This window comes from Pontibacter saemangeumensis (genome assembly GCF_039541895.1).
Taxonomy (GTDB): domain Bacteria; phylum Bacteroidota; class Bacteroidia; order Cytophagales; family Hymenobacteraceae; genus Pontibacter; species Pontibacter saemangeumensis.
On record NZ_BAABHC010000005.1, the window covers coordinates 329,064 to 350,524 of the forward strand.

The 21,461-nt window shown below is 51.0% G+C and carries 14 protein-coding genes and 1 pseudogene; 13 read left to right on the top strand and 2 right to left on the bottom strand.

Features of this window, described 5'->3' with window-relative positions; all coding sequences use genetic code 11:
• The 11 genes and pseudogenes from ABD920_RS07670 to ABD920_RS07720 form a co-directional block, all read left to right on the top strand.
• Window positions 1-1,636 (top strand): heavy metal translocating P-type ATPase (locus ABD920_RS07670; RefSeq protein ID WP_345158036.1); only part of this gene is annotated, 1,636 nt, incomplete at its 5' end.
• Between the two features lie 230 nt (window positions 1,637-1,866).
• On the top strand, window positions 1,867-3,147 hold the full coding sequence (locus ABD920_RS07675; RefSeq protein ID WP_345158037.1) for an efflux RND transporter permease subunit: 1,281 nt from the start codon (window positions 1,867-1,869) through the stop codon (window positions 3,145-3,147).
• 1 nt (window position 3,148) lies between these two features.
• Entirely contained in the window at window positions 3,149-5,095 is a 1,947-nt protein-coding gene (locus ABD920_RS07680; RefSeq protein WP_345158039.1) for an efflux RND transporter permease subunit, read from the top strand.
• Between the two features lie 14 nt (window positions 5,096-5,109).
• Window positions 5,110-6,363: a TolC family protein gene (locus ABD920_RS07685; RefSeq protein ID WP_345158040.1), complete on the top strand. Its 1,254-nt coding sequence runs from the start codon at window positions 5,110-5,112 to the stop codon at window positions 6,361-6,363.
• Window positions 6,364-6,367: 4 nt separating this feature from the next.
• The gene (locus tag ABD920_RS07690; protein ID WP_345158042.1) at window positions 6,368-7,690 is read left to right on the top strand and encodes an efflux RND transporter periplasmic adaptor subunit; all 1,323 of its coding nucleotides are present in this window, start codon (window positions 6,368-6,370) and stop codon (window positions 7,688-7,690) included.
• Between the two features lie 131 nt (window positions 7,691-7,821).
• On the top strand, window positions 7,822-8,811 hold the full coding sequence (locus ABD920_RS07695) for a permuted SH3 domain-containing protein (protein ID WP_345158043.1): 990 nt from the start codon (window positions 7,822-7,824) through the stop codon (window positions 8,809-8,811).
• 81 nt (window positions 8,812-8,892) lie between these two features.
• A complete protein-coding gene (locus ABD920_RS07700; protein WP_345158045.1) occupies window positions 8,893-10,932 on the top strand; it encodes a glycogen debranching protein in 2,040 nt (679 codons plus the stop codon).
• 118 nt (window positions 10,933-11,050) lie between these two features.
• The gene (locus ABD920_RS07705; protein ID WP_345158046.1) at window positions 11,051-13,723 is read left to right on the top strand and encodes a cation-translocating P-type ATPase; all 2,673 of its coding nucleotides are present in this window, start codon (window positions 11,051-11,053) and stop codon (window positions 13,721-13,723) included.
• Between the two features lie 109 nt (window positions 13,724-13,832).
• A complete protein-coding gene (locus ABD920_RS07710; protein ID WP_345158048.1) occupies window positions 13,833-14,486 on the top strand; it encodes an NAD(P)-dependent oxidoreductase in 654 nt (217 codons plus the stop codon).
• Between the two features lie 235 nt (window positions 14,487-14,721).
• Window positions 14,722-15,744, top strand: coding sequence for an IS110 family RNA-guided transposase (locus tag ABD920_RS07715; protein ID WP_345158050.1), 1,023 nt, complete (start codon window positions 14,722-14,724; stop codon window positions 15,742-15,744).
• Window positions 15,745-15,776: 32 nt separating this feature from the next.
• Window positions 15,777-16,118, top strand: a pseudogene (locus ABD920_RS07720) (NAD(P)-dependent oxidoreductase); the annotation flags it as partial.
• 129 nt (window positions 16,119-16,247) lie between these two features.
• Here the strand turns inward: ABD920_RS07720 and ABD920_RS07725 are convergent.
• A complete protein-coding gene (locus ABD920_RS07725) occupies window positions 16,248-17,117 on the bottom strand; it encodes a transketolase (RefSeq protein WP_345158051.1) in 870 nt (289 codons plus the stop codon).
• Between the two features lie 141 nt (window positions 17,118-17,258).
• Complete coding sequence (locus ABD920_RS07730; protein ID WP_345158053.1) at window positions 17,259-18,275, bottom strand: ion channel; 1,017 nt, start codon at window positions 18,273-18,275, stop codon at window positions 17,259-17,261.
• Between the two features lie 254 nt (window positions 18,276-18,529).
• Between ABD920_RS07730 and ABD920_RS07735 the strand changes: the two genes are divergently transcribed.
• Together ABD920_RS07735 and ABD920_RS07740 are read left to right on the top strand one after the other, a co-directional pair.
• On the top strand, window positions 18,530-18,850 hold the full coding sequence (locus ABD920_RS07735; protein ID WP_486357932.1) for a four-helix bundle copper-binding protein: 321 nt from the start codon (window positions 18,530-18,532) through the stop codon (window positions 18,848-18,850).
• 71 nt (window positions 18,851-18,921) lie between these two features.
• Window positions 18,922-21,402 carry a multicopper oxidase domain-containing protein gene (locus ABD920_RS07740; RefSeq protein ID WP_345158055.1) on the top strand — a complete coding sequence of 827 codons (2,481 nt, stop codon included), beginning with the start codon at window positions 18,922-18,924 and terminating at the stop codon, window positions 21,400-21,402.
• The last annotated feature ends 59 nt before the right edge of the window (window positions 21,403-21,461 follow it).

The following is a 21,461-nucleotide window of genomic DNA, read 5'->3' on the forward strand; positions in this document are numbered from 1 at the left end:
TTTCTGGGAACTGGCCACCCTGATCGTGATCATGCTGCTGGGGCACTGGATGGAAATGAAATCCGTACTGGGCGCTTCCAAGGCTTTACAATTGTTGGTAAGCATGATGCCTTCCGAAGCACATCGTATAGTTGGCGACAAGGTAGAAGATGTCAAGCTGGAATCCTTGCAACCCAATGATGTCATTCTCATCAAACCCGGAGAAAAGGTGCCAGCCGACGGGCTGATAGTAGAAGGATCCAGTTATTTGAATGAATCCATGCTTACCGGCGAATCCAAACCGGTGAAGAAAGAAGTGAATGACAAAGTAATTGGAGGCTCTATCAGTGGTAATGGGTCTATGAAGGTAAAGGTACTGCACACCGGGAAAGACAGCTATCTTAGCAAGGTCATTACCTTGGTAGAAGAAGCGCAGAAGTCAAAATCTAAAATGCAGAACCTTTCTGACCGGGCCGCCAAGTGGCTGACCTACATTGCCCTTTTCGTTGGCTTTGGCACCTTGGCCGTCTGGCTGCTTTTAGGCTATGAGTTTGTCTTTGCCCTGGAGCGCATGGTCACCGTGATGGTCATTGCCTGCCCTCACGCGCTGGGTTTGGCTATACCTTTAGTCGTGGCTATCTCTACGGCTGTCTCTGCCCAGAACGGTCTGCTCATACGCAACCGCACCGCTTTCGAGGAGTCGCGTAAGATCACAACCCTGCTTTTTGACAAGACAGGCACACTAACTACCGGAGAGTTCGGCGTTACCCGTTACGAAAGTTTATTGCAAGACCTTTCAAAGGAAGAAATGCTGCAAATTGCCAGTGCCTTGGAGCAAACTTCAGAGCATCCTATTGCGGTGGGGATCATGAATAAGGTTAAAGAGTTGCAAATCGCTGTTCCCAAAGTGGAGAAGTTCAACGCCATCACCGGAAAAGGGGTAGAGGCGCAGGTGAACGGGCAGGCCGTTAAAGTGGTCAGCCCAGGGTATCTGAGGGACAGTGGTATGAGCATACCTGAGGAGGCTTTTTCCAGTGAGGCGGAGACAGTTGTGTTTGTTATCCTCAACAATGCGCTGGCAGGCTACATCGCACTGGCAGATGCTGTCCGTCCGGAAAGCAAAGGGGCTATCGCAACCTTTAAAGAAAACAACATCAAAGTACTTATGGCCACCGGAGACAACGAGGTAGTGGCCAGGGCAGTAGCCAAAGAACTGGGATTGGACGGGTATTATGCAGAGGTGCTGCCTCACCAAAAAGTGGAGATCGTCAAAGAACTGCAGGGCAAAGGCGAGTTTGTGGCCATGACGGGGGATGGTGTCAATGACGCCCCTGCCCTGGCGCAGGCAGACGTGGGGATCGCCGTCGGGTCCGGCACCGACGTGGCCGCCGAGACGGCCGACATCATCCTGGTCAACAGCAACCCGCAGGACATCGCCTCGCTCATCCTCTTCGGCAAGGCCACTTACCGCAAAATGATCCAGAACCTGATCTGGGCTACTGGTTACAATGCTTTTGCCATTCCATTGGCGGCAGGAGTACTGTATACTAATGGCTTTGTGCTTGGCCCTGCTGTAGGTGCTATCTTCATGAGCCTAAGCACGATTATCGTAGCGGCCAATGCCCAGTTGCTTCGGAAGAGTATTAGCAAGAAATAGCGGCACCCTTGCGTAACGTCAGATAGGAATTGTTTAAGGCTTATTCATCGTAGTGCCTTCCTGAAAAGATGATAAAGGTCATATTATATAGTATTATCTGTTATTTTTTTGGTGATATGGTTAGTATAGCTTTGTAATAATGGTTTATCCATCCTGCCATATGCTTACATGTTGGCGTTGTAAGACCTCTTTGTGAACCTTCTATCAGATTAGAGTATTAACATGAAATTATGATAGAGAACATTGTCTCCTGGTCCATCCGCAACCGTTTCTTTGTCTGGCTCGGCATTGTACTGGTAGTAGTAGGCGGGTTTTATTCAATTAAAGAAACCCCGATAGACGCCTTGCCCGACCTTTCCGAAAATCAGGTGATCATCTACACAGAGTATATGGGTCGGAATCCCAAGATAATGGAAGACCAGATCACCTATCCGTTGGTTTCCAACCTGCAGGGAATCCCGAAAATCAAATCCATTCGTGCCGCCTCTATGTTCGGCATGAGTTTCATTTACGTGGTGTTTCAGGATGATGTGGATGTGTATTGGGCCCGCACCCGTGTACTGGAGCGCCTCAACTATGCGCAACGCTTCCTGCCGCAGGGGGTCACACCAAGCCTGGGTCCGGACGGGACCGGCCTGGGGCATGTGTTCTGGTACACGCTGGAGGGTGACGGGTATAACCTGGGAGAGTTGCGGGCCCTTCAAGACTGGTACGTGAAGTTCGCGCTGCAGAACGTGGAGGGCGTGAGCGAGGTGGCCTCCTTCGGGGGCTTTCAGAAACAGTACCAAGTAACGATTGATCCGCATAAGCTGGTGTACTACGATGTGCCTTTGATGGATGTTACCCGGGCGGTTGCTGCCAACAACCGTGATGTAGGCGGCAGCCTTTTTGAAATGAACGCCACCAGCTACCTTGTCAGGGGGCTGGGCTACATCTCCAGCCTGGAAGACATAAAGGAGATATCCATTGGCACCTATAAGTCTATTCCTGTCCGCCTAAGTGACATAGCCGATGTGCAGATGAGCTCCGATCTGCGGCTGGGCATTACCGAGGAGAACGGGGAAGGCGAGGTGGTCGGGGGCATTGTGGTCATGCGCTTCGGAGAGAACGCCCGGGATGTAATTGAGCGGACTAAGGTTAAAATGGAGGACGTGGCGAAAGGGCTGCCGGCAGGTGTCAAGTTCAAGACTGCCTACGACCGCAGCGACCTTATCCTGGCCTCCATCAATACCCTGACAGAAGCACTTTGGCAAATGATCCTGATCGTGTGCACTGTCGTGATTTTATTCTTGTTCAGTTTCCGTACTGGCCTGGTGGCAATCGCCTGTATTCTGCTCTCAGTGCTTATCGGCTTTATCCTGATGCGGCTGTTCGGGGTTACCTCCAACATCATGTCGCTGGGGGGCATTGCCCTGGCTATCGGGGATGTGGTGGACCCCGCTATTGTGATGGCAGAGAATGCCTACCGGTCCCTTACCAAAAGGGTTTTAACCAATGAAACAGGCGGGTAGTATGGCAGGATCTAAAGAAAACCCGGGAAAAGAGCGTATCGGACACACAAACGAGATACCGGAAGAGGAGCGCGTATCCATTATCGAAAACTCTTCCCGTACACTGGGCCGGTCTGTTTTCTTCTCGGTCCTGATCATGATCATATCCTTTGCGCCTATACTTTTCCTGACAGGCCAGGAAAGGAAGCTGTTTTCGCCCCTGGTGCTTACCAAGACATTTTCGCTTATTGGCGCTGCCATGCTGGCCATCACGGTAGCCCCCATGCTTACAAGGATGCTGGTGAAGGGTAAGCTCATACCGGAGAGCCGTAACCCTGTTTCCAATTTCTTTGTCAGGTTGTACGGGCCTGTTGCCCGCTTTTGCCTGGAGTGGCGCAAAAGTGTGCTGGCTGCTTGCGTCGTCTTATTGTTAGGCAGTGTCCCCTTTGTTATCAACCTCGGCACGGAGTTTATGCCACCCTTGGATGAAGGCTCTCTGTTGCTGATGCCAGTTACGTTGCCGGATGTTTCTAATTCGGAAGCGAAGCGCATCATGCAACTGCAGGACAAGATCATCAAAGGCTTTCCGGAAGTAGAGAACGTGCTGGGCAAGGCCGGTCGCGCCTACACGGCTACTGACAACGCCCCCATCAGCATGATTGAAACCATTATTGTACTGAAGCCAAAGAAGCAGTGGCGGGATGGCCTTAGCAAGGACATGCTGATCCGGGAGATGAACGAGAAGATCCAGATACCCGGAGTGGTGATAGGCTGGACCCAGCCCATCATCAACAGGGTAAACATGTTGTCAACCGGTATTCGGACTGATGTAGGCATTAAAATATATGGCAGTGACCTGGACAGCATATATGCCATTTCCAGACAGGTGGAGAACACGATCAAAGGTATAGAAGGCCTGGAAGACCTGTACGTGGAACAGCTTACCGGCGGGAAATACCTGGACATACAGATACGGCGCCCTGACATTGCCCGCTATGGGTTGAATATAGATGACGTGAACATGGTCATTGAAAGCGCACTGGGCGGCATGGTACTCACTACCACCGTGGAAGGGAGGGAGCGTTTCAGCGTAAGCCTGCGGCTGGCGCAGGAGTACCGCAACGATATGGACGAGATCAGAAGAATTCCGGTACAAACCATGGCCTATGGGGTAGTGCCGCTCTCTGCCGTGGCCGACATCAAGGTTTCGGAAGGACCGCCCATGATCAACTCCGAGAATGCCATGCTCAGGGGAACGGTGCTCTTCAACGTGCGGGGCAGGGATATGGGCAGCGTGGTGAACGAGGCAAAGGAAAGAATAGATGAAGCCTTTGAAAAGATGCCCCAGGGGTATTTAGTGGAGTGGAGCGGCCAGTATGAAAACCAGGTGCGGGCACAGCAGCGCCTCAGTATCATCATTCCCATCGTGCTGCTGATCATTGCGTTTATACTTTATATTACCTTCCACTCTTTTAAATGGGTGCTGGTGGTGCTCCTCAGCGTGCCGGTAGCGCTAATCGGCGGGGTATACTCACTTTATTTCTACAATGTAAACTTCTCTGTGGCGGTGGCGGTGGGCTTTATCGCCCTGTTTGGCGTGGCTGTGGAGACAGGCGTGCTGATGATTGCCTACCTGAACGACACCATCCGGAAGCTGGTGGCAGAAAGGGGCAATGGCCGGCAAAACATCAGCTTCCCCATACTTAAAGAAGCTATTTTAGTTGGCGCCACCCAACGGGTACGGCCGCTGTTGATGACCGTGCTGGCTAATATTCTCGGACTGATACCGGTACTGGCCAGCACCGGTACGGGTAGCGATGTCATGAAGCCCATTGCCATCCCCTTCGTGTTTGGGTTGATGTCGGCTACGTTGTTTGTCCTGATCCTGCTGCCGGTCATATACAATCTTCTTATGGAGTGGGAACTGAAGAAGCATGGGGCATTGTCCGTGCTGGAAATTAAGGAATAGCAAAAGAGACGAGCATGAAAAGGATAAGCCTGTTGTTAATCGGTCTTTTGGTTGCCGTTGTCTCCCTTCGGGCGCAGGATACGGTGCGTCTTTCCTTGCCGCGAATATTTGAGCATATTGATGAAACCTACCCACAGTTGCGACACTACGAGAACAGGATAAGAAGCGTCAGGGCCCTGGCCGAGGGGGCAAAAAGCTGGATGCCGCCCACTGTTTCGCTGGCCCTGGACCAGTTTCCGTACCGGAAAGAGATGGTGGAGACCATGCCGGTTAACCTGGCGGGATATATGGTATCAGTGCAGCAGATGATCCCCAACCCGGCTAAGCTCAATGCCCGGAAAAGCTACATCCTCTCGCAGGAGAATATTTTGCGGCAAGAAGAAATGTGGGCGAAGAATGTGCTGCACTACACGGCGCGTGTTTACTACTACCGCCGCTACACGGCAGAAAAGAAAATGGAAGTGATAAGCGGGTACGGCGACCTGCTGAGGATGCTGATTACAACAGCAAAGGACCGGTACGTCTATAATCAGGCTGACCTGCCCACGGTGTTCAAGGCAGAAGCCCTATTGAGCGAACTGAACAATATGGAGACCATGCTACGGTCGCAGGTGGCCGAGAGCAGAATAGGCCTCAACACGCTGATGAGCCGGGAGGTAAGCACCCCTTTTCTAATCGATTCTGTCTTACAGCCAACCGATTACCATAGCGATTATGCGTTATTGGCCGATTCGTCTTTCCTGAAGCGCAGCGATATTCTGGCAGTTGAGAGTCGTATCCAGTCCATGCGCAGCAATCAGCGTTTGATGGCTACCGGCGCCAAGCCAGATTTTGGTATTCAGTTCAATCACAGCCAGATGAAGGAAATGCCAAACACATTTTCCATAATGGGCATGGTCACAGTCCCTATTGTCCCCTGGTCATCCCGGATGTACAAGTCTGAAGTACGTTCGATGGAGTTCGAGATACAGGCTATGGAGAATGAAAAAGCAACCATGCAACTGATGGCCAACCAAATGATCCGGGAGCGGATCACCATGCTTGTTTACGAAAGCCGCCAGTTGCAGAACTACGACACGAGCATTCTGCCGGCCTACCGCAACAACCTGGAAAGTAATCTGCTGGCCTACCGACAGAACACCGGAAACTTCTTTGTGCTGCTGGATGCCTGGAACATGCTGCTGATGAAAGAACTGGAACGCATCGATAAGCTGGGGCAGGTGTTCAACCTGCAGGCTGAGTACGAATACCAACGGGAAATCAACTAAGGCCATGAGAAAAAGTATCCAGTTAGGAACGAAACGGTGCTCGGCGACAGTCATTATGGCTTTCCTGTTGCTGGCAGCGGTGGCCTGTCGCTCAGGGGCCGGCGACGAAGCACAACAGGGAAACCCGGGTGACACATCTCATAATGGAGCCGGCATGGAGATGCCCCGTGAGGCGGATCATGAAGGCCATCGGCAGATGCCGGGCAAGCAGCAGCCGTCAGACAGCACGGATGAAGCCTTCTGGAGTACCTTGCCTGCCAATCAAACGGTTATTTCCAGGCAGGCAGTGGTGCAGGCAGGCGACAGCAGCATGCAATACAGCTTTTCCGGTAATGGCTATGTTGATTTTGACCAGCGGCGCAGCCGAAAGATTGCAGTGCGTGTCGGAGGTCGCATCGAGAAGCTTTATACAAAGTATAACTACCAGTATGTACGGAAAGGAGAGAAGCTGATGGAACTCTACAGCCCGGAACTGAACACGTTTGTAGAGGAGTTTTTATTTGTCAGCCGCCAAAGCAAGGATCCGGTGCTACTTGACAAGGCAAGGCAAAAACTGAGGCTCCTGGGATTGACAGAGGCTCAGATAAATCAGTTTACCCGCAGTGGCCGGGCACCTTTTACTATTTCCGTTTACAGTCCCTACGAAGGATACGTGTTGTTTAGCCCCTCCGGCTCCGGGGGTGGTATGGGCACCGGAGCCGGTACAGAAAGCGGGAGTATGGGTGGAATGGCTGCAGCCGGTCGCTCCACCAGCATTTCTGGCTCTGTTTTACCCGATAATAGCATTAGGGAGGGCATGTATGTGAGCAAAGACCAGACGGTATTTTGGGTAAACGACTTCCTGGAAGCCTGGGGCGTCGTCGCTTTCACCAGCGAAGCAGGGGCAGTCCTTGAACCGGGGCGGGAGACCGTGGTTACAAGCGAGCTGTTCCCGGAGAGGCCCCTTCGTGCGGTTATCGGCATGGTGGAGCCGGTGTACTCCAGCGGACAAAAATTTACGCAGGTGCGCCTGTACCTGCCTAATCCCAACCGCCAGCTGAAGCAGAACTCTTTGCTCACGGCAAAAGCCTATGCTCAGAGGACGTCGCCTGTGGTGCCGGCCTCCAGTGTTTATTACGTGGGCAGAACAGCCATCGTGTGGGTAAGGACAGGAGTGACAGAGAGTGGGAGTAGCATTTTTCAGGCAAGGGCTGTCCGTGTCGGGCACCGTGACAAGGAGATGGTTGAGATAACCAAAGGTTTGAAGGCAAATGACTGGATAGCCCGGGACGCCGCTTACCTGGTTGACAGTGAAACCATCATACAGTATTTAAGCCAAGTAAAATGAGTAGGGAATTGAAATATACAACACTAGGCAGGTGGGTACTTCTTCCGGGGATAGTGCTACTTGTTTCCTGCTCTGGCGACAAAGAGCCACATGCGGCACATGAAGCCAGCAGCTCTGCCGGGAACATGGATATGATTACACTGAATAAACGAGAGGAACTGTATGCTAACATCACCCTTGACACGGCGCGGATTAAACCGATAAGTGAAACAACGACGCTGGTGGGCAGAACGGCCTTTGATGAAAGAAAGGTAGTCGTAGTCACCTCACGCGTACGGGGCCGAATTGATCGGTTGTTCGTGCGCAACCCATTGGAGCCGGTAAGGCAGGGGCAGCCGCTGTACGCCTTGTATAGTGAAGAGCTGCTTTCGCTTGAAAAAGAGCTGCTAAATGCCTTGCAGCAGCAAGAAAAGTTCGGCGCTACGCAGGAGGTGATGAACCAACTGGTGGAAGGTGCGCGTCAGCGCTTGCTGCTATATGGGCTGACAGCGGCGCAGGTGCGGGAAATAGAGAAAAGCGGAGAAGCCTCATCACTCGTCACCTTTTATAGCCCTACATCCGGCTATCTGACCGAATTGCCGGTCAGCCAGGGCCAGTATGTGGATACGGGGGCACCTTTGTTTCGGATTGCGGATGTCTCGGCTTTATGGGTTGAATCACAAATGTACACCAGCGAACTGCACTGGCTAAGTAAGCAGCCCTCCGTTCTGGTTACGTTTGAGGCTTTCCCGGATGAGACATATACAGCGGTTCCGGTATTTGATAACCCGACGGTGGAACCCGGGCAGAAAATCAGCCTGGTGCGCTTCATGATTAAGAATCAAGGAAATAAAATCAAGCCGGGCATGATGGCATACCTAAGCGTGCGCAGGAATGAGAAACGTGGCCTTGTCATACCCAAATCCGCCATTTTAATTGGGAGCATGACAACGGCTTGGGTAAAAACAGCTGACGGCATGTACGAGAACAGGGCCATAGATACAGGTATACAGAACAAACAGGAAGTGGAAGTGCTCAAGGGTATAGAAGAGGGCGAAGTGGTGGTGGCTACCGGCGCCTATGCCCTTCAGGGTGCCCAGGTGCTGAAGAGCGGTACCGGTATGGGCGGCATGAAGATGTAAGTATCTTAAATAGGTGCTTTGAGCTTTGTCGGCAGATTATGCGGGAATAGTTGATCAAATACCAGTAAACTTTTGGTACAGATGGAGTCATGGTATGCTACAGAAGGTTCTTCTTACCCCTTAGGGGTAGTGTTTGTGCCCGGGGAGGATGCATACAACTTTGCACTATATTCAAAAAACGCTACTGATGTCAAGCTCCTCTTGTTTTTGGACGAGGAGTATGAGAAGCCAGTTGTGACTTTTGAACTTGACCCAAGCAAGCATAAGTCCCAACGTGTGTGGCACTGTCGGCTCAAGCGTTCCGAGTTGGCCGGTGCCAGGTTCTATGCCTATCAGGTTCGATGCTGTTCTGACAGGCGGTGCTTACTTTGCAGAATTGACCCGCAAAAGCTCTTGCTTGACCCTTACGCCAGGGAGGTTTTCTTCCCGCCTGATTTTAGCCGAAGCGCCGCAAGTCGCCCGGGTTCGAATATCGGCAAGGCACCATTGGGATATATTGTACCTGACCATAGCGGCTTTCCCTGGCAGGAAGACCATGTCGTGCCGCATGAGCACGACCTGATCATATATGAGATGCATGTGCGGGGTTTTACCCGCAACCCCAATGCAGTCATGAGCAAGGAAGACCGTGGCACTTTCAGAGGCGTGGTGGAGAAGATCCCTTACCTGAAGGAGTTGGGTATAACAGCTGTCGAGCTGCTGCCGGTGCACCAATATGACCCACACGCCGGAGACTACTGGGGCTATATGCCGCTTAACTTCTTTTCCCCGCATAGAAGCTACGCAGCAGAACAGGTGCCATCCGGTGCCACTGCCGAGTTCAAAACGATGGTGCGGGAATTGCATAAAGCCGGGATTGAAGTCATCCTGGATGTCGTGTTCAATCATACCACGGAGGAAGGCACAAGTGGACCGACCTATCACCTCAAAGGGATAGACACCTCTACCTATTACCTGGTGCGGAACGACCCCATGGATCCGTTCTTCAACTTCAGCGGCACCGGCAACACGCTCCGGACTGACCACCCCGCCGTACAGCGGATGATCATGGACAGCCTGCGGTATTGGGTAAAGGAAATGCATGTGGACGGCTTCCGCTTTGACCTGGCCTCTGTCTTCACCCGCCGGTCTGACGGATCTGTCGGCGCAGCGCCCATCTTCTCCGATATTGCTACCGACCCTGATTTGGCCCATACCCGGCTGATCGCCGAACCATGGGATGCACAGGGCCTCTACCAATTGGGCCGCGACTTCCCGGGAAGTACCTGGCTACAGTGGAACAGTGGTTTCAGAGATGATGTGCGCCGGTTTATAAAAGGAGACCCAAGTATGGTGGGTGCCCTGATGCATCGCCTTTATGGAAGTGATCATCTTTTTCCCGATGATCTCCTCCACGCCTACCATCCCTACCAAAGCGTCAACTACATCACTTCCCATGATGGCTTTACGCTTTATGACCTCGTTTCTTATAATGAAAAGCATAACACAGCGAATGGCCATAATAACATGGACGGCACTTTCGCGAACTATAGCTGGAACTGCGGCTGGGAAGGAAATCAGGATGTGCCGGAGGAGGTGCTGGAGCTGCGCAAAAGACAGGCAAAGAACCTGTTCATCCTACTCATGCTGTCGAATGGGACCCCCATGTTTGTGGCGGGTGATGAGTTTCTGCAAACGCAGGGGGGCAACAATAACCCTTATAATCAGGATAACCAGACAACTTGGCTGGACTGGAGTCGCCTGGAGCACATGCAAGAGCACTTTGCATTTGTTAAAAAAGCTATTGCCTTTCGTAAGGCTCATCCAAGTCTGGCGCGCAGCCGCTTCTGGCGTGCCGATGTAAAGTGGTATGGCGCAAACGGAGGGGTAGATTTTGGGGCCTCCTCACACACGCTGGCCTTTTTCCTTTCAGGCAAATCTGTGGGAGACCGGGATTTATACGTGATGATCAATTCCCATTGGGAAAGTAATGAGTTTACATTCATGGAGCCAGGCCCTTGGAACCGCGTGGTGGACACCAGCCTGAAGCCACCGTTAGATTTTATGGAAGAAGAACAGGGAGAGGTAAGACATTCACACTATACGGTTAGTCCCAGATCCGTTTTGGTATTTATAAAATAGTCATGCTCCAGAAACTAGGGCAGCAAAAGAGGGTGAAGTACTGCAAAAGCAAGACAGGTACAAAAGGGGCTTTTTAATTGTAAGAACATAGTTTAGGACAAATAAATAAAAAGGGAATATGCTTGTTCAGCCACCATACACAAAAGACACTGCTGTCCTTGCTGCCGAGATGCACTCAGAGGTACAGTGCGGGCTATCCAGTGAAGAGGCCGACAAATTACTGCAGCAGCATGGGCAGAACACCATCCAGTCGGAGAAGCAAAGAAGCCTGCTAAGCATGCTTTTGCAACAGTTCGCAAGTCCTATGGTGTTACTGCTGTTGTTTGCTGCCGGACTGTCCTTCTTTTTTAAGGAGTGGCTGGATGGAACGGCTATCCTTGCCGTGGTCGTCATTAATGCACTGATCAGCTTTTACATGGAGCTCCAGGCCAATCGCTCCATGAATGCCTTGAAACATATGGTCTCTCTGTCAGCCAAGGTGATTCGTGATAGCAGTCTTCAGGAGGTTCCTTCCGAAAATGTTGTGCCAGGCGATGTGCTTTATGTGGAAGCGGGGGACATGATTCTGGCTGATGCGCGCATTTTTAGCTCCACACAACTGGAGGTGGATGAGTCGGCATTAACCGGAGAGTCGCTTCCTGTGACAAAAGACGAGGCGGTGTTAGCAGGGGAGGTGCCATTGGCTGAGCGGGTTAACATGCTTTTTAAAGGAACCTTTGTAACCAAGGGAAACGCGTATGCCTTAGTGACGGGAACCGGCATGGGCACAGAGCTTGGTAAAATAGCTTCACTGGTACAACAGGCTGAACAAGCCGCCACTCCTTTAGAGAAAAAGCTGGAGCAACTCAGCAAAAAACTGATCTGGATAACCGTAGGGCTGGTAATAGTGATCTTCTTTGCCGGTCTGGCGCAGGGCGCTGAATGGGTGAAGGTGCTCGAGGTGTCCATTGCGCTGGCGGTGGCTGCTATTCCGGAAGGACTGCCGATCGTGGCTACACTGGCCCTGGCACAGGGTATGCTCCGGATGGCGAAACACAAAGTAATTGTCAAAAGGCTGGCTGCCGTAGAAACCCTTGGAGGTACCAATGTAATCTGCACCGATAAAACCGGAACCCTCACCCAGAATATAATATCAGTTAACACCATTCTCATACCCTCCGGTAAAACGGAAGTAATATACAGCCCTGACGGGACTGTAGCAGTTCCAAAGGAAGTCCAAAACTCAGTAAACTATCAAAAGATTGTGGATGCCGCTATTCTTTGTAATACAGCTAACCTGGAGGTGAAAAACAATGTTTTGCGAGAGGTGGGGGATCCGCTGGAAGTAGGTCTTTTGAAGTTTTCTACTACTGAAGGTAAAGATGTACATCAGGTAAGAGAGAAGTTCCCGAAAACAAGAGAAGAGGCGTTTACCTCTGAGACGAAAATAATGGCTACGCTTCATGAAAATAGGAGTACCTCTATCGTGTTTGCCAAAGGAGCCGTGGAAGAGCTGCTTCAAAAATGCACCCGGATTCTGCTGGAAGGAGACCCGCAGGATTTTTCAGACAGCCAGAAAGCAGCCTGGATCGCCCAGACCGAGCTGTTGGCTTCGGAAGGCTTACGGCTGCTGGCCTTTGCTTATAAGGAAACACCCTCCTTACAAGAAAGCTTAACGCAGGGGCTGGTTTTTACAGGGGTTCTGGGGCTTTTGGATCCTCCGCGGCTTGAAGTATCAGCAGCGCTGGAAGAATGTAAGTCTGCTGGCATCAAAGTCATCATGATAACCGGGGACCACCCGGCCACAGCAAGAAACATTGCCTTAAAGCTGGGGTTTATAGGCGACAATGAACTCCCTATCATGCATGGCAAAGACATGAAGGATTTTGCCGATCTGACCAATCAGGATAAAAAAAGGTGGTTGGAAACCGTGGTTTTTGCCCGTGTCACGCCCAAACAGAAGATAGACTTAATTACGCTCCTGCAGGAGAACAAGTATATTGTGGGAATGACAGGGGATGGCGTCAATGACGCCCCGGCGATAAAGAAGGCCGACATCGGCATTGCGATGGGCCTGCGCGGCACCCAGGTGGCGCAGGAAGTATCGGACATGGTACTAAAAGATGACTCTTTTACCTCTATTGTAGTAGCCATCAAACAAGGCAGAATCATCTTTGAGAACATTAAGAAGTTTGTTGCCTACCTGCTTTCCTGTAACCTCAGCGAGCTGTTCGTCGTTGCTTTTTCCTCTGTTTTGAACCTGCATTTTGCATTGGTGCCGCTGCAGATCCTTTTTATCAATCTTGTTACCGATGTGCTTCCGGCGTTGGCCTTAGGTGTCACCGAGGGAAATAATTTGATCATGAAAAACAAGCCCCGCAACCCGGATACACCTATCATTGACAATCAGCAGTGGAAGGCTATTTTTACCTATGCAGCCGTCATAACGTTCTGTGTGCTGGGAGCGGTGTTTGCCAGTCACTATTTGTATCACCAAACGGAGTTATGGAACCCGCAACTGTGCAACAACATCCTTTTCTTCACGCTGGTGTTCTCCCAGTTGTGGCACGTCTTCAACATGTCCTCTGCACAGGTGGCTTTCTTTAAAAGTGAAGTAGTAAAGAACAAATATGTATGGTATGCGCTTGCCGTATGCATTGTGTTAGTTTCTACTGTGTACTTCACACAGCCACTTAGGGATGTTTTATCGATTTATACTATGAGCATTATGGACTGGGTTATCAGCCTCGGGTTCAGTTTTCTTTCCCTGCTTATCATCCAGGTTCTTAAAAGAACAGGTGTAGTTTTATAAAATAGTTTGGAATTACCTGGGACAATAGGGGCTACAAACAAGGATGATCGCAAGGTTAATATGGCGCAAGCTAAATCAACACAATAGATAAGAAAAGCTAAGAGTTGCCATGTACAGTACACATACTTTCGAGAGAAGTTTTCTGGAGCAGGCCAATGACGCCAAGCATGAGCTTCTCTTCCTAAAGCCCCGTCTCTCAGATACAACAGTTCCTCTGGCTCAGGGGTGCCTGGCAGTATCTATCTTTGTCGGCGACGATGCCTCCCAGCCAGTACTGGAAGCGCTATCCGAAATAGGGGTGCAGTTTTTAGCTTTGCGCTCTACTGGTTACAACCACGTAGATTTAAAAGCAGCTGCCATGCTACAAATGCGGATAGCCCGTGTGATGGAATACTCCCCCTATGCTGTAGCCGAACACAGCGTGGCCCTTATGTTGGCACTGAACCGGAAGCTAATAAAGGCACATACCCGTGTCAGGGAACTTAATTTCTCTTTAGATGGCCTGGTAGGGTTCGATATGCACCGCAAAACTGTGGGGATAATTGGATTAGGCAAGATAGGTAAAGTAGTTGCAACAATTCTGCGTGGCTTTGGGTGCGGCATTCTGGTTAGCGACCCATCACCGGACTATCACTTTGCTACTCACCTTAAAATTAAATATACCGATGTTGATACCCTCTGCACCCAATCAGACATTATTTCCCTGCATGCACCTCTTACCGCACAGACCAGGTATTTAATCAATGCCGAACCTTTAGATTAGTGCTGTATCATTTTTCTAATAGCTATACTTTACTTATACCAGGTATATAGGTAATTTTTACCTGTACCTGAAGAGCAGCCAGTGAACTACACGCCAACAAGGCGAAATTCCTACAATCCGAATCAGTCTGGCTGCTTTTACTTTCATTGCAGGCGAGGAGTCATATAGATTTTCGGGATTACAGGCCCATGATAAAGGTTTCGATTCGCAGCTTGCCTTATTTATACCAAAAGATATGGAAAAGCTAATACAACAGCAAGAGGCTTCTTTTATCCTGGGCATCGACGTCTCCAAGGACAGCCTGGACGCTTGCCTGACCCGAAAAGGTGACGCAGTTCTGCTCCACCAGAAGTTCAACAACAACAAGGAGGGCTTTCAGCGGATGAAGGCCTGGATGAAGCTGCAGGGATGCGAGGCAGGTCCTGACACCCTGTGCTGTCTGGAGCACACAGGCATGTACACAAGGCAACTGGTGCACTACCTGCTGGCAAGAGATGTGAACGTGTGGCTGGAGAGTGCCCTGCAGATAAAAAGGAGCATCGGTATGGTCAGGGGAAAAGACGATAAGGCGGACGCCCAGCGCATCGCCCGCTATGCACTTTTGCACCAGCAGGAGGCACAGTGCCTCTCCCTTTCAGGTGTGACGCTGGAGCGGCTCAAGGACTTGCAGGCAAGCAGGAACAGGCTCATAAAGGCCTTGAAGAGCATCAAGGGCACCATCAAAGAACTACTCTCTATAGACCCTGTGTCTGGAAAGACGCTGGAGCAGGTAAACAGGAAAGCCATCAGGGGCCTGGAGAAGAGCAAAGAGCAGGTAGAGGAAAAGATGCAGCAGTTCATCGCAAAGGACGGTGAGCTGAAGCGCAAGTACGACCTGCTGACAAGCGTCAAGGGCGTAGGAAAGGTGCTCGCCATCTCCCTTCTGGTCTATACCCAGGGCTTTACGAAGATGGAGGACGGGCGCAAGTTGGCCTGCTACTGCGGGGTGGCACCCTTCGAGTACAGAAGCGGCACGAGCGTGATGGGAAGGACGGGCGTCTCCAAGTTTGCCAACAAGGAGTTAAAGCAGGTGCTGCACATGGCGGCCCTGAGCAGTATCCGCAATAACGGGGAGATGAGGACTTACTTTGAACGGAAAGTCGGGGAAGGGAAAAGCAAGATGAGCGTCTTGAATGCGGTCAGAAACAAGCTGCTACACCAGGCGGTGGCCGTCATCAAGAGAGGGACCCCTTATGAGGTAAGATTGAACATTATTTAGAACAAAGCGCTTGCTTTTATCATAGATTTCGGATTAGTAAAATGAAAAGAGGCGTAATGCTGATCAATACCAGCCGAGGCGCCCTTGTTAACACGAAGGACGTGATTCAGGGCTTGAAGACTGGTCAGATAGGCAGTTTAGGACTAGATGTGTACGAAGAAGAGCAGAACCTGTTTTTTGAAGATCATTCCGAAGAAATCCTGCAGGATGATATAATTGCCCGTTTGCTGACATTTCAAAATGTACTTATTACCAGCCACCAGGCTTTCTTAACAGACACTGCTTTGCAAAATATTGCCCGCACCACCATCTATAACTTAAAATGTTTTGAGCAGGGGGTAATTGGAGTAAATGAGCTTAACGAAATGATGTAAAGGTAATTGCCCTGTTTACTCATATAGATGCCGTTTCTACAGATAACCAAACTTAGAAAATTGGAATAGAGCACAGACAGAGAGGCAAAGAAACAAGCCGCCCGTACACCCTTAAATAGTTTTGTACTTTCACCTTTCCGGGTAATCCCCCAGCGTCTCCGGCAGCTGGGCGAGCGCCTGCCCCAGCTGCTCATCGTTGGGGGCCACCCCGTGCCACTTGTGGGAACCCGTCATGAAGTCCACGCCGTAGCCCATCTCCGTGTGCATCAGAATCATAACAGGCTTTTTTTTGCCTGTGGCTGCTTTGGCTTCTTTAAAAGCAGAAAGCAGCTTTTCAACATCATTTCCCTCCGCCTCCAGTACATGCCACCCGAAGCTCCCGAACTTAGCGTGTAAATCACCAAGGGGCAGCACGCTCTCCGTGGTGCCGTCTATCTGCTGGTGGTTCCGGTCCACGGTGGCGATCAGATTGTCTACCTGCTTGGCTGCGGCATATAGGGTGGCTTCCCATATCTGGCCTTCCTGCAACTCACCGTCCCCCATCAGCACGTACACCAGGTGCGGGTCCTTGTTCAGCTTCTTTGCCTGCGCGGCCCCGATGGCCACCGACAGGCCCTGCCCTAGGGAGCATGAGGCAACGCGTATGCCGGGCAGATCCTCCGCCGTGGCCGCATGTCCCTGCAGCCGGGAATTAAGCCTGCGGAAGGTGGCCAGCTCACTCAAATTAAAATAGCCGGAGCGGGCAAGCACACTGTACCACACCGGGCAGATGTGGCCGTTGGAGAGAAAGAAAAGGTCTTCGCCAACCCCGTTCATGTGGAAGGCAGGGTCGTGGCGGAGCACCCTGAAGTACAGCGAGACAAAATACTCGGTGCAGCCCAAAGAGCCGCCGGGATGTCCGGAGTTGACGGCGTGCACCATCTGGAGGATGTCCCTTCGCACCTGAGAGGCGATAGCTTGCAGCTCTTCTACATTCTTCTCAAAAGGATTGTCAGTCATAGTTCAGCGCTTTCATAAAAACCGTTTAAGATAAAAATAAACAAGACCTTGCCGTAAGGCTGTGCGTCCCACTTTGGTGAAGCTCTACATAAAGTGAAAGGCATCTGTTTGCTCCCAAAACAGAAGGGAAGTTGCAGACCCCTATTCAGGCTGGTACACTTCTTTCCAGGACCAGCCGTCCATCTCCAGCAGCGCAGTAAGCAGTTTGCGGCGCTCCCGTAGGTCCTGTTTGAAATATTGTCTTACAGCCTCCTTACCCTTCAGCGGCACCCTTTTCTCCTCCAGCTGCCTTAGCTCAGGGACAGGAGCCTTTTCGTTGGGGGAAGCGTTCTTCAGGAAGCCCTCCCTCACCACCTCCAGGTAAGAGTCTAACGCGGTCTGCAGCATCGACATCTTCACTTCATCAACAGCCACATTCTGCTGTAGGGCATTTCCCAGCACCTGATACGTCTCGTCCAATAGTGCAATGGCAGGCGTAATAGATAACTTCGGGTGGCTGTTGTGAAAGTGATGGATAACAGGGTAGGAGTGATGGTTCATTGTATGCTTCATCAGCATCTGGCACAGATCGGACGTGTTGTCAAAGAAGGAGGAGAAGTCTTTGCCGTTCCAGCTTTTGGTCAGGATCTGCTGCGGGGTTTTCCCCATGCCGCTGATGTACAGGCTAAGTGTGCTCTGCAGGCCCACGGCAGAAAGCACCGGTAAAAAGTAGGTAACAGAGGTGGTAATGAAAACCAGTCCCGAAAACGCCGCCACGTTCGTAACGATGCGCCAGAAGTCGTTTGAGGCAACATAGTCGCCTACTCCCAATGTGGACAGGGTAAATCCCGCGTAGTACAGTTTCTCCCCCGCACTGGCATTGGTCTTGGTGATGCTGTGCACAACAGAACCAGGGTCGGACAGCAAGGCGAGAAACAAACCCGACCAGAATCCCGCGATCCAGACTAAAAGTACAGAAACCAGCACAGCTGGACCTGCATAGCCCAAGAGCTTGGACTTTCCCCTCCTTCCTGCAGCTAAGAAGAAGACTTTATACACAGCCCGGGACACCAGGCTCGTCACCATGCCGCCGCCGTTGGAGGAAAGGGCGGTTTTGATGATGTCCAGTGCGGTGATGGCAAAAACAAGAATTCCAAGAGAAAAATACAAAACATTCATGAAAGGCTAGTAGATTTAATCCTGTTCACTAAACGGAATTGCTTTTTATTGGGTTGACAGACCTTTTTACAGTGGGAGCAACAGATGTGCCTGGTGTTTAGCTGGCAACGTTGCTATCGAGCCCATTGGCATTTTTTTGCCGGAAGGCAAAGGGCTGCTACTAAAAATGTATAAAAACCAACAGTAAATATGTAAAACATAGGGGGCGCGTGTGGGTATAAATCAAGGCATGTATCATATAAACTTAAAATACTATGAACAAAGACTTGATAAGAACCTTGGCTGAATGCGCCGCTGCCTGTAACAACTGCGCCATTTCCTGCCTTCAGGAAGAAGATATCAAAATGATGGTGCCCTGCATCAGACTGGACCTGGACTGTGCCGCCATTTGTAAAGCTGCCTTGGACTATGTGTCCCGTGACTCCCGCTACGCTGGAGATATTCTACAGCAGTGCGCCAGAATCTGCAGGGCCTGCGGTGAGGAGTGCAACAAGCATGAGGCGGAGCACTGCAAAGCATGCGCGGAGGCCTGCTTTAAATGCGCCGAGGCCTGTGAGCAGCATCAGAGTGCTTAAGACATTGTTTTGTTTAAGTGCAAGACACGGTTTAAGCAATGCTTAAACCGTGTCTTGCATTACTCCAGAAAATGAAAAAATACACTGTCCTAATTACTGCTCTAGTGACAGTACTGTCACTCTTTGGAGTAGAGGCTCTCGCCCAGGTTGATACCGTCACCTACCATCTGACTATAAACCAGGAGAAAGTAACGGTTGCCGGTAAAACAAGTATGGGCATGACCATTAACGGATCCATTCCTGGCCCAACCCTGCGGTTTACTGAGGGCGACTATGCCGTGATGTATGTAACCAATGAGATGGATGAGGAAACGTCGGTACACTGGCACGGTCTGCTACTGCCTAATTTCTTCGACGGTGTACCTTATCTGACTACTCCTCCCGTTGAGCCTGGCACCACGTTCAAGTATGAGTTCCCGCTGAAGCATGCCGGCACCTACTGGTACCACTCTCACACTGGCTTGCAGGAGCAATCCGGAGTGTATGGCTCCATTGTTATTGAGGCCAAGGAGGAGCGGATGGCCTATGACACAGACTTGGTGATCGTGCTGTCGGACTGGACATACGAAAAACCAAAGAATGTGCTGAAGACGCTAAAGCGAGGCCTGGAGATATACGACATCCAGAAAGGCACGTCGGTGCCGCTCAACCGGGTTATTGCGAGAGGGGCTTTGGGGGCACAGCTCAATTTCTGGAAACAACGCATGGAGGGGGCAGACATTGCAGACGTCTACTACCCCGCTTTCCTGACCAACGGGCAGCCCGTGCGGGAATATACGGAGTTCAGGCCTGGACAGAAAATAAGGCTCCGGGTGATCAATGCGGCTGCCTCCAGCCAGTTCTGGCTGACCTTTGGCGGAGCTGCTCCGCAGCTTATCGCCGCTGACGGTATGGAGGTGGTGCCGGTGCAGCACAGCCCGACTTTTATCGCGGTAGCCGAGACCTATGATTTTATAGTGACCATTCCGGAAAACGGGAAAATAGAAATGAAGGCCACCGCACAGGATGGCTCCGGCCACACTTCCGCCTATCTCGGGCAGGGACCTGTAATCCCTGCTCCGGATGTGCCGCGTCCTGATAAGATCGCCATGATGCAGCAAATGGCCGCAATGGACATGAGAATGGGTGCTCCAGCCACAAAGTTCAATCCCAGCGATGTAGATCCTTATGAGATGATGAAAGAATGGGGGATGCAGATGGATGAAGGCATGCAAATGGAGAAGGGCAAAAGTATGGACCACAATAAGATGCCTCCTAAGAAAGAGCAGAATCCCATGCAGCAGCATGAGATGAAGAAAGATACGGAATCATCCAAAGAAACGGACCATTCCAAGATGGATCACTCTAATATGGTAAAGAGCATAATGGGGGAGCAGATGCAAAAAGATTCTACAGTTGTAAAAGAGGCAAACCACTCCAAAATGGGCCATAACATACATGGTGAAGAAGACGACAAGCCTCAAATGCAGCAGGAGAAGCCAATGGCGGGGATGCAGCATGAAGGAATGTCGGATATGGGTATGTTCTCTGAGTATAACTACGATTACCTGAAAGCCCCTGAACCAACCGACTTTGCAGAGGGCAAACCGGTGCGCGAAATCCTGCTGAACCTGACCGGAAACATGGTGCGTTACATCTGGAGCATGAACGGAGTGCCGCTGAAAGAAGCGGATAAAATAAAGATCAGGCAGGGTGAAGTTACGCGTATCACACTTAACAACCTGACCATGATGCATCACCCAATGCACCTGCACGGCCACTTCTTCCGGGTAATCAACGAACACGGGGAATACTCGCCGCTCAAACACACGGTTAATGTGGCTCCGATGCAGAAGGTCGTCATTGAGTTTGATGCCAATGAGTCCGGTGATTGGTTCTTCCATTGCCATATCCTTTATCATCTTGATGCCGGTATGGCCCGGATTTTTAGTTATGACACGCCCCGCGACCCACGCTTGCAAAGATACCCGCTCAACATCCTGACAAACAAAAGCAACCATTTCTTCTTCTGGGGAGCCGTTGACGCGGCCTCACATATGAGTGAGGCAAATCTGGTGCTGTCTAACCTGCGGAACCAGTTTACCTTAACGGCAGAGTACGGCTGGAACAAAAACCTGGAGGCGGAGTTCACCTACGGAAGGTACCTGTACGACTACCTGAGTGTCTTTGGCGGCGTCAACGTGGAGAACGAAGGGGAAGATAGCCTGGATGAGATAGAAACCACGGCCATTGCCGGTATCCGATACCTTACGCCCTATATGTTTAACCTGGATGTGCGCATTGACAGTAAACTGCGGCCACAGGTAACTTTGGCTCGTGAAGTGCTCATATTCCCCCGCACATTCCTGTTCGGCGAGTATGAGTATCAGGCGGACTTCGGCTGGGTCAGCGATTTTACACCGGAAGAAGGCTCCGGGGGCAAGGAAGACAGTTACAGGGACGAAAGAACCTGGTCTCTGGGACTGGAATACCTGATGTCAAAGACTTTCTCGTTGATGGGCAGCTATGACAACCGTTTTGGTGCGGGCGGAGGGTTGACCATAAGGTTCTAAGGAACAGAGGCTGACAGCAAAACCAAATAGAAAACTTTGGTGAGAACGGCAATGTGCTG

Coding starts and splice junctions, on each gene's coding strand:
- ABD920_RS07675 (WP_345158037.1), top strand. CDS start 1,867: ATGATAGAGAACATTGTCTCCTGGTCCATCCGCAACCGTTTCTTTGTC.
- ABD920_RS07680 (WP_345158039.1), top strand. CDS start 3,149: ATGGCAGGATCTAAAGAAAACCCGGGAAAAGAGCGTATCGGACACACA.
- ABD920_RS07685 (WP_345158040.1), top strand. CDS start 5,110: ATGAAAAGGATAAGCCTGTTGTTAATCGGTCTTTTGGTTGCCGTTGTC.
- ABD920_RS07690 (WP_345158042.1), top strand. CDS start 6,368: ATGAGAAAAAGTATCCAGTTAGGAACGAAACGGTGCTCGGCGACAGTC.
- ABD920_RS07695 (WP_345158043.1), top strand. CDS start 7,822: ATGATTACACTGAATAAACGAGAGGAACTGTATGCTAACATCACCCTT.
- ABD920_RS07700 (WP_345158045.1), top strand. CDS start 8,893: ATGGAGTCATGGTATGCTACAGAAGGTTCTTCTTACCCCTTAGGGGTA.
- ABD920_RS07705 (WP_345158046.1), top strand. CDS start 11,051: ATGCTTGTTCAGCCACCATACACAAAAGACACTGCTGTCCTTGCTGCC.
- ABD920_RS07710 (WP_345158048.1), top strand. CDS start 13,833: ATGTACAGTACACATACTTTCGAGAGAAGTTTTCTGGAGCAGGCCAAT.
- ABD920_RS07715 (WP_345158050.1), top strand. CDS start 14,722: ATGGAAAAGCTAATACAACAGCAAGAGGCTTCTTTTATCCTGGGCATC.
- ABD920_RS07725 (WP_345158051.1), bottom strand. CDS start 17,117: ATGACTGACAATCCTTTTGAGAAGAATGTAGAAGAGCTGCAAGCTATC.
- ABD920_RS07730 (WP_345158053.1), bottom strand. CDS start 18,275: ATGAATGTTTTGTATTTTTCTCTTGGAATTCTTGTTTTTGCCATCACC.
- ABD920_RS07735 (WP_486357932.1), top strand. CDS start 18,530: ATGAACAAAGACTTGATAAGAACCTTGGCTGAATGCGCCGCTGCCTGT.
- ABD920_RS07740 (WP_345158055.1), top strand. CDS start 18,922: ATGAAAAAATACACTGTCCTAATTACTGCTCTAGTGACAGTACTGTCA.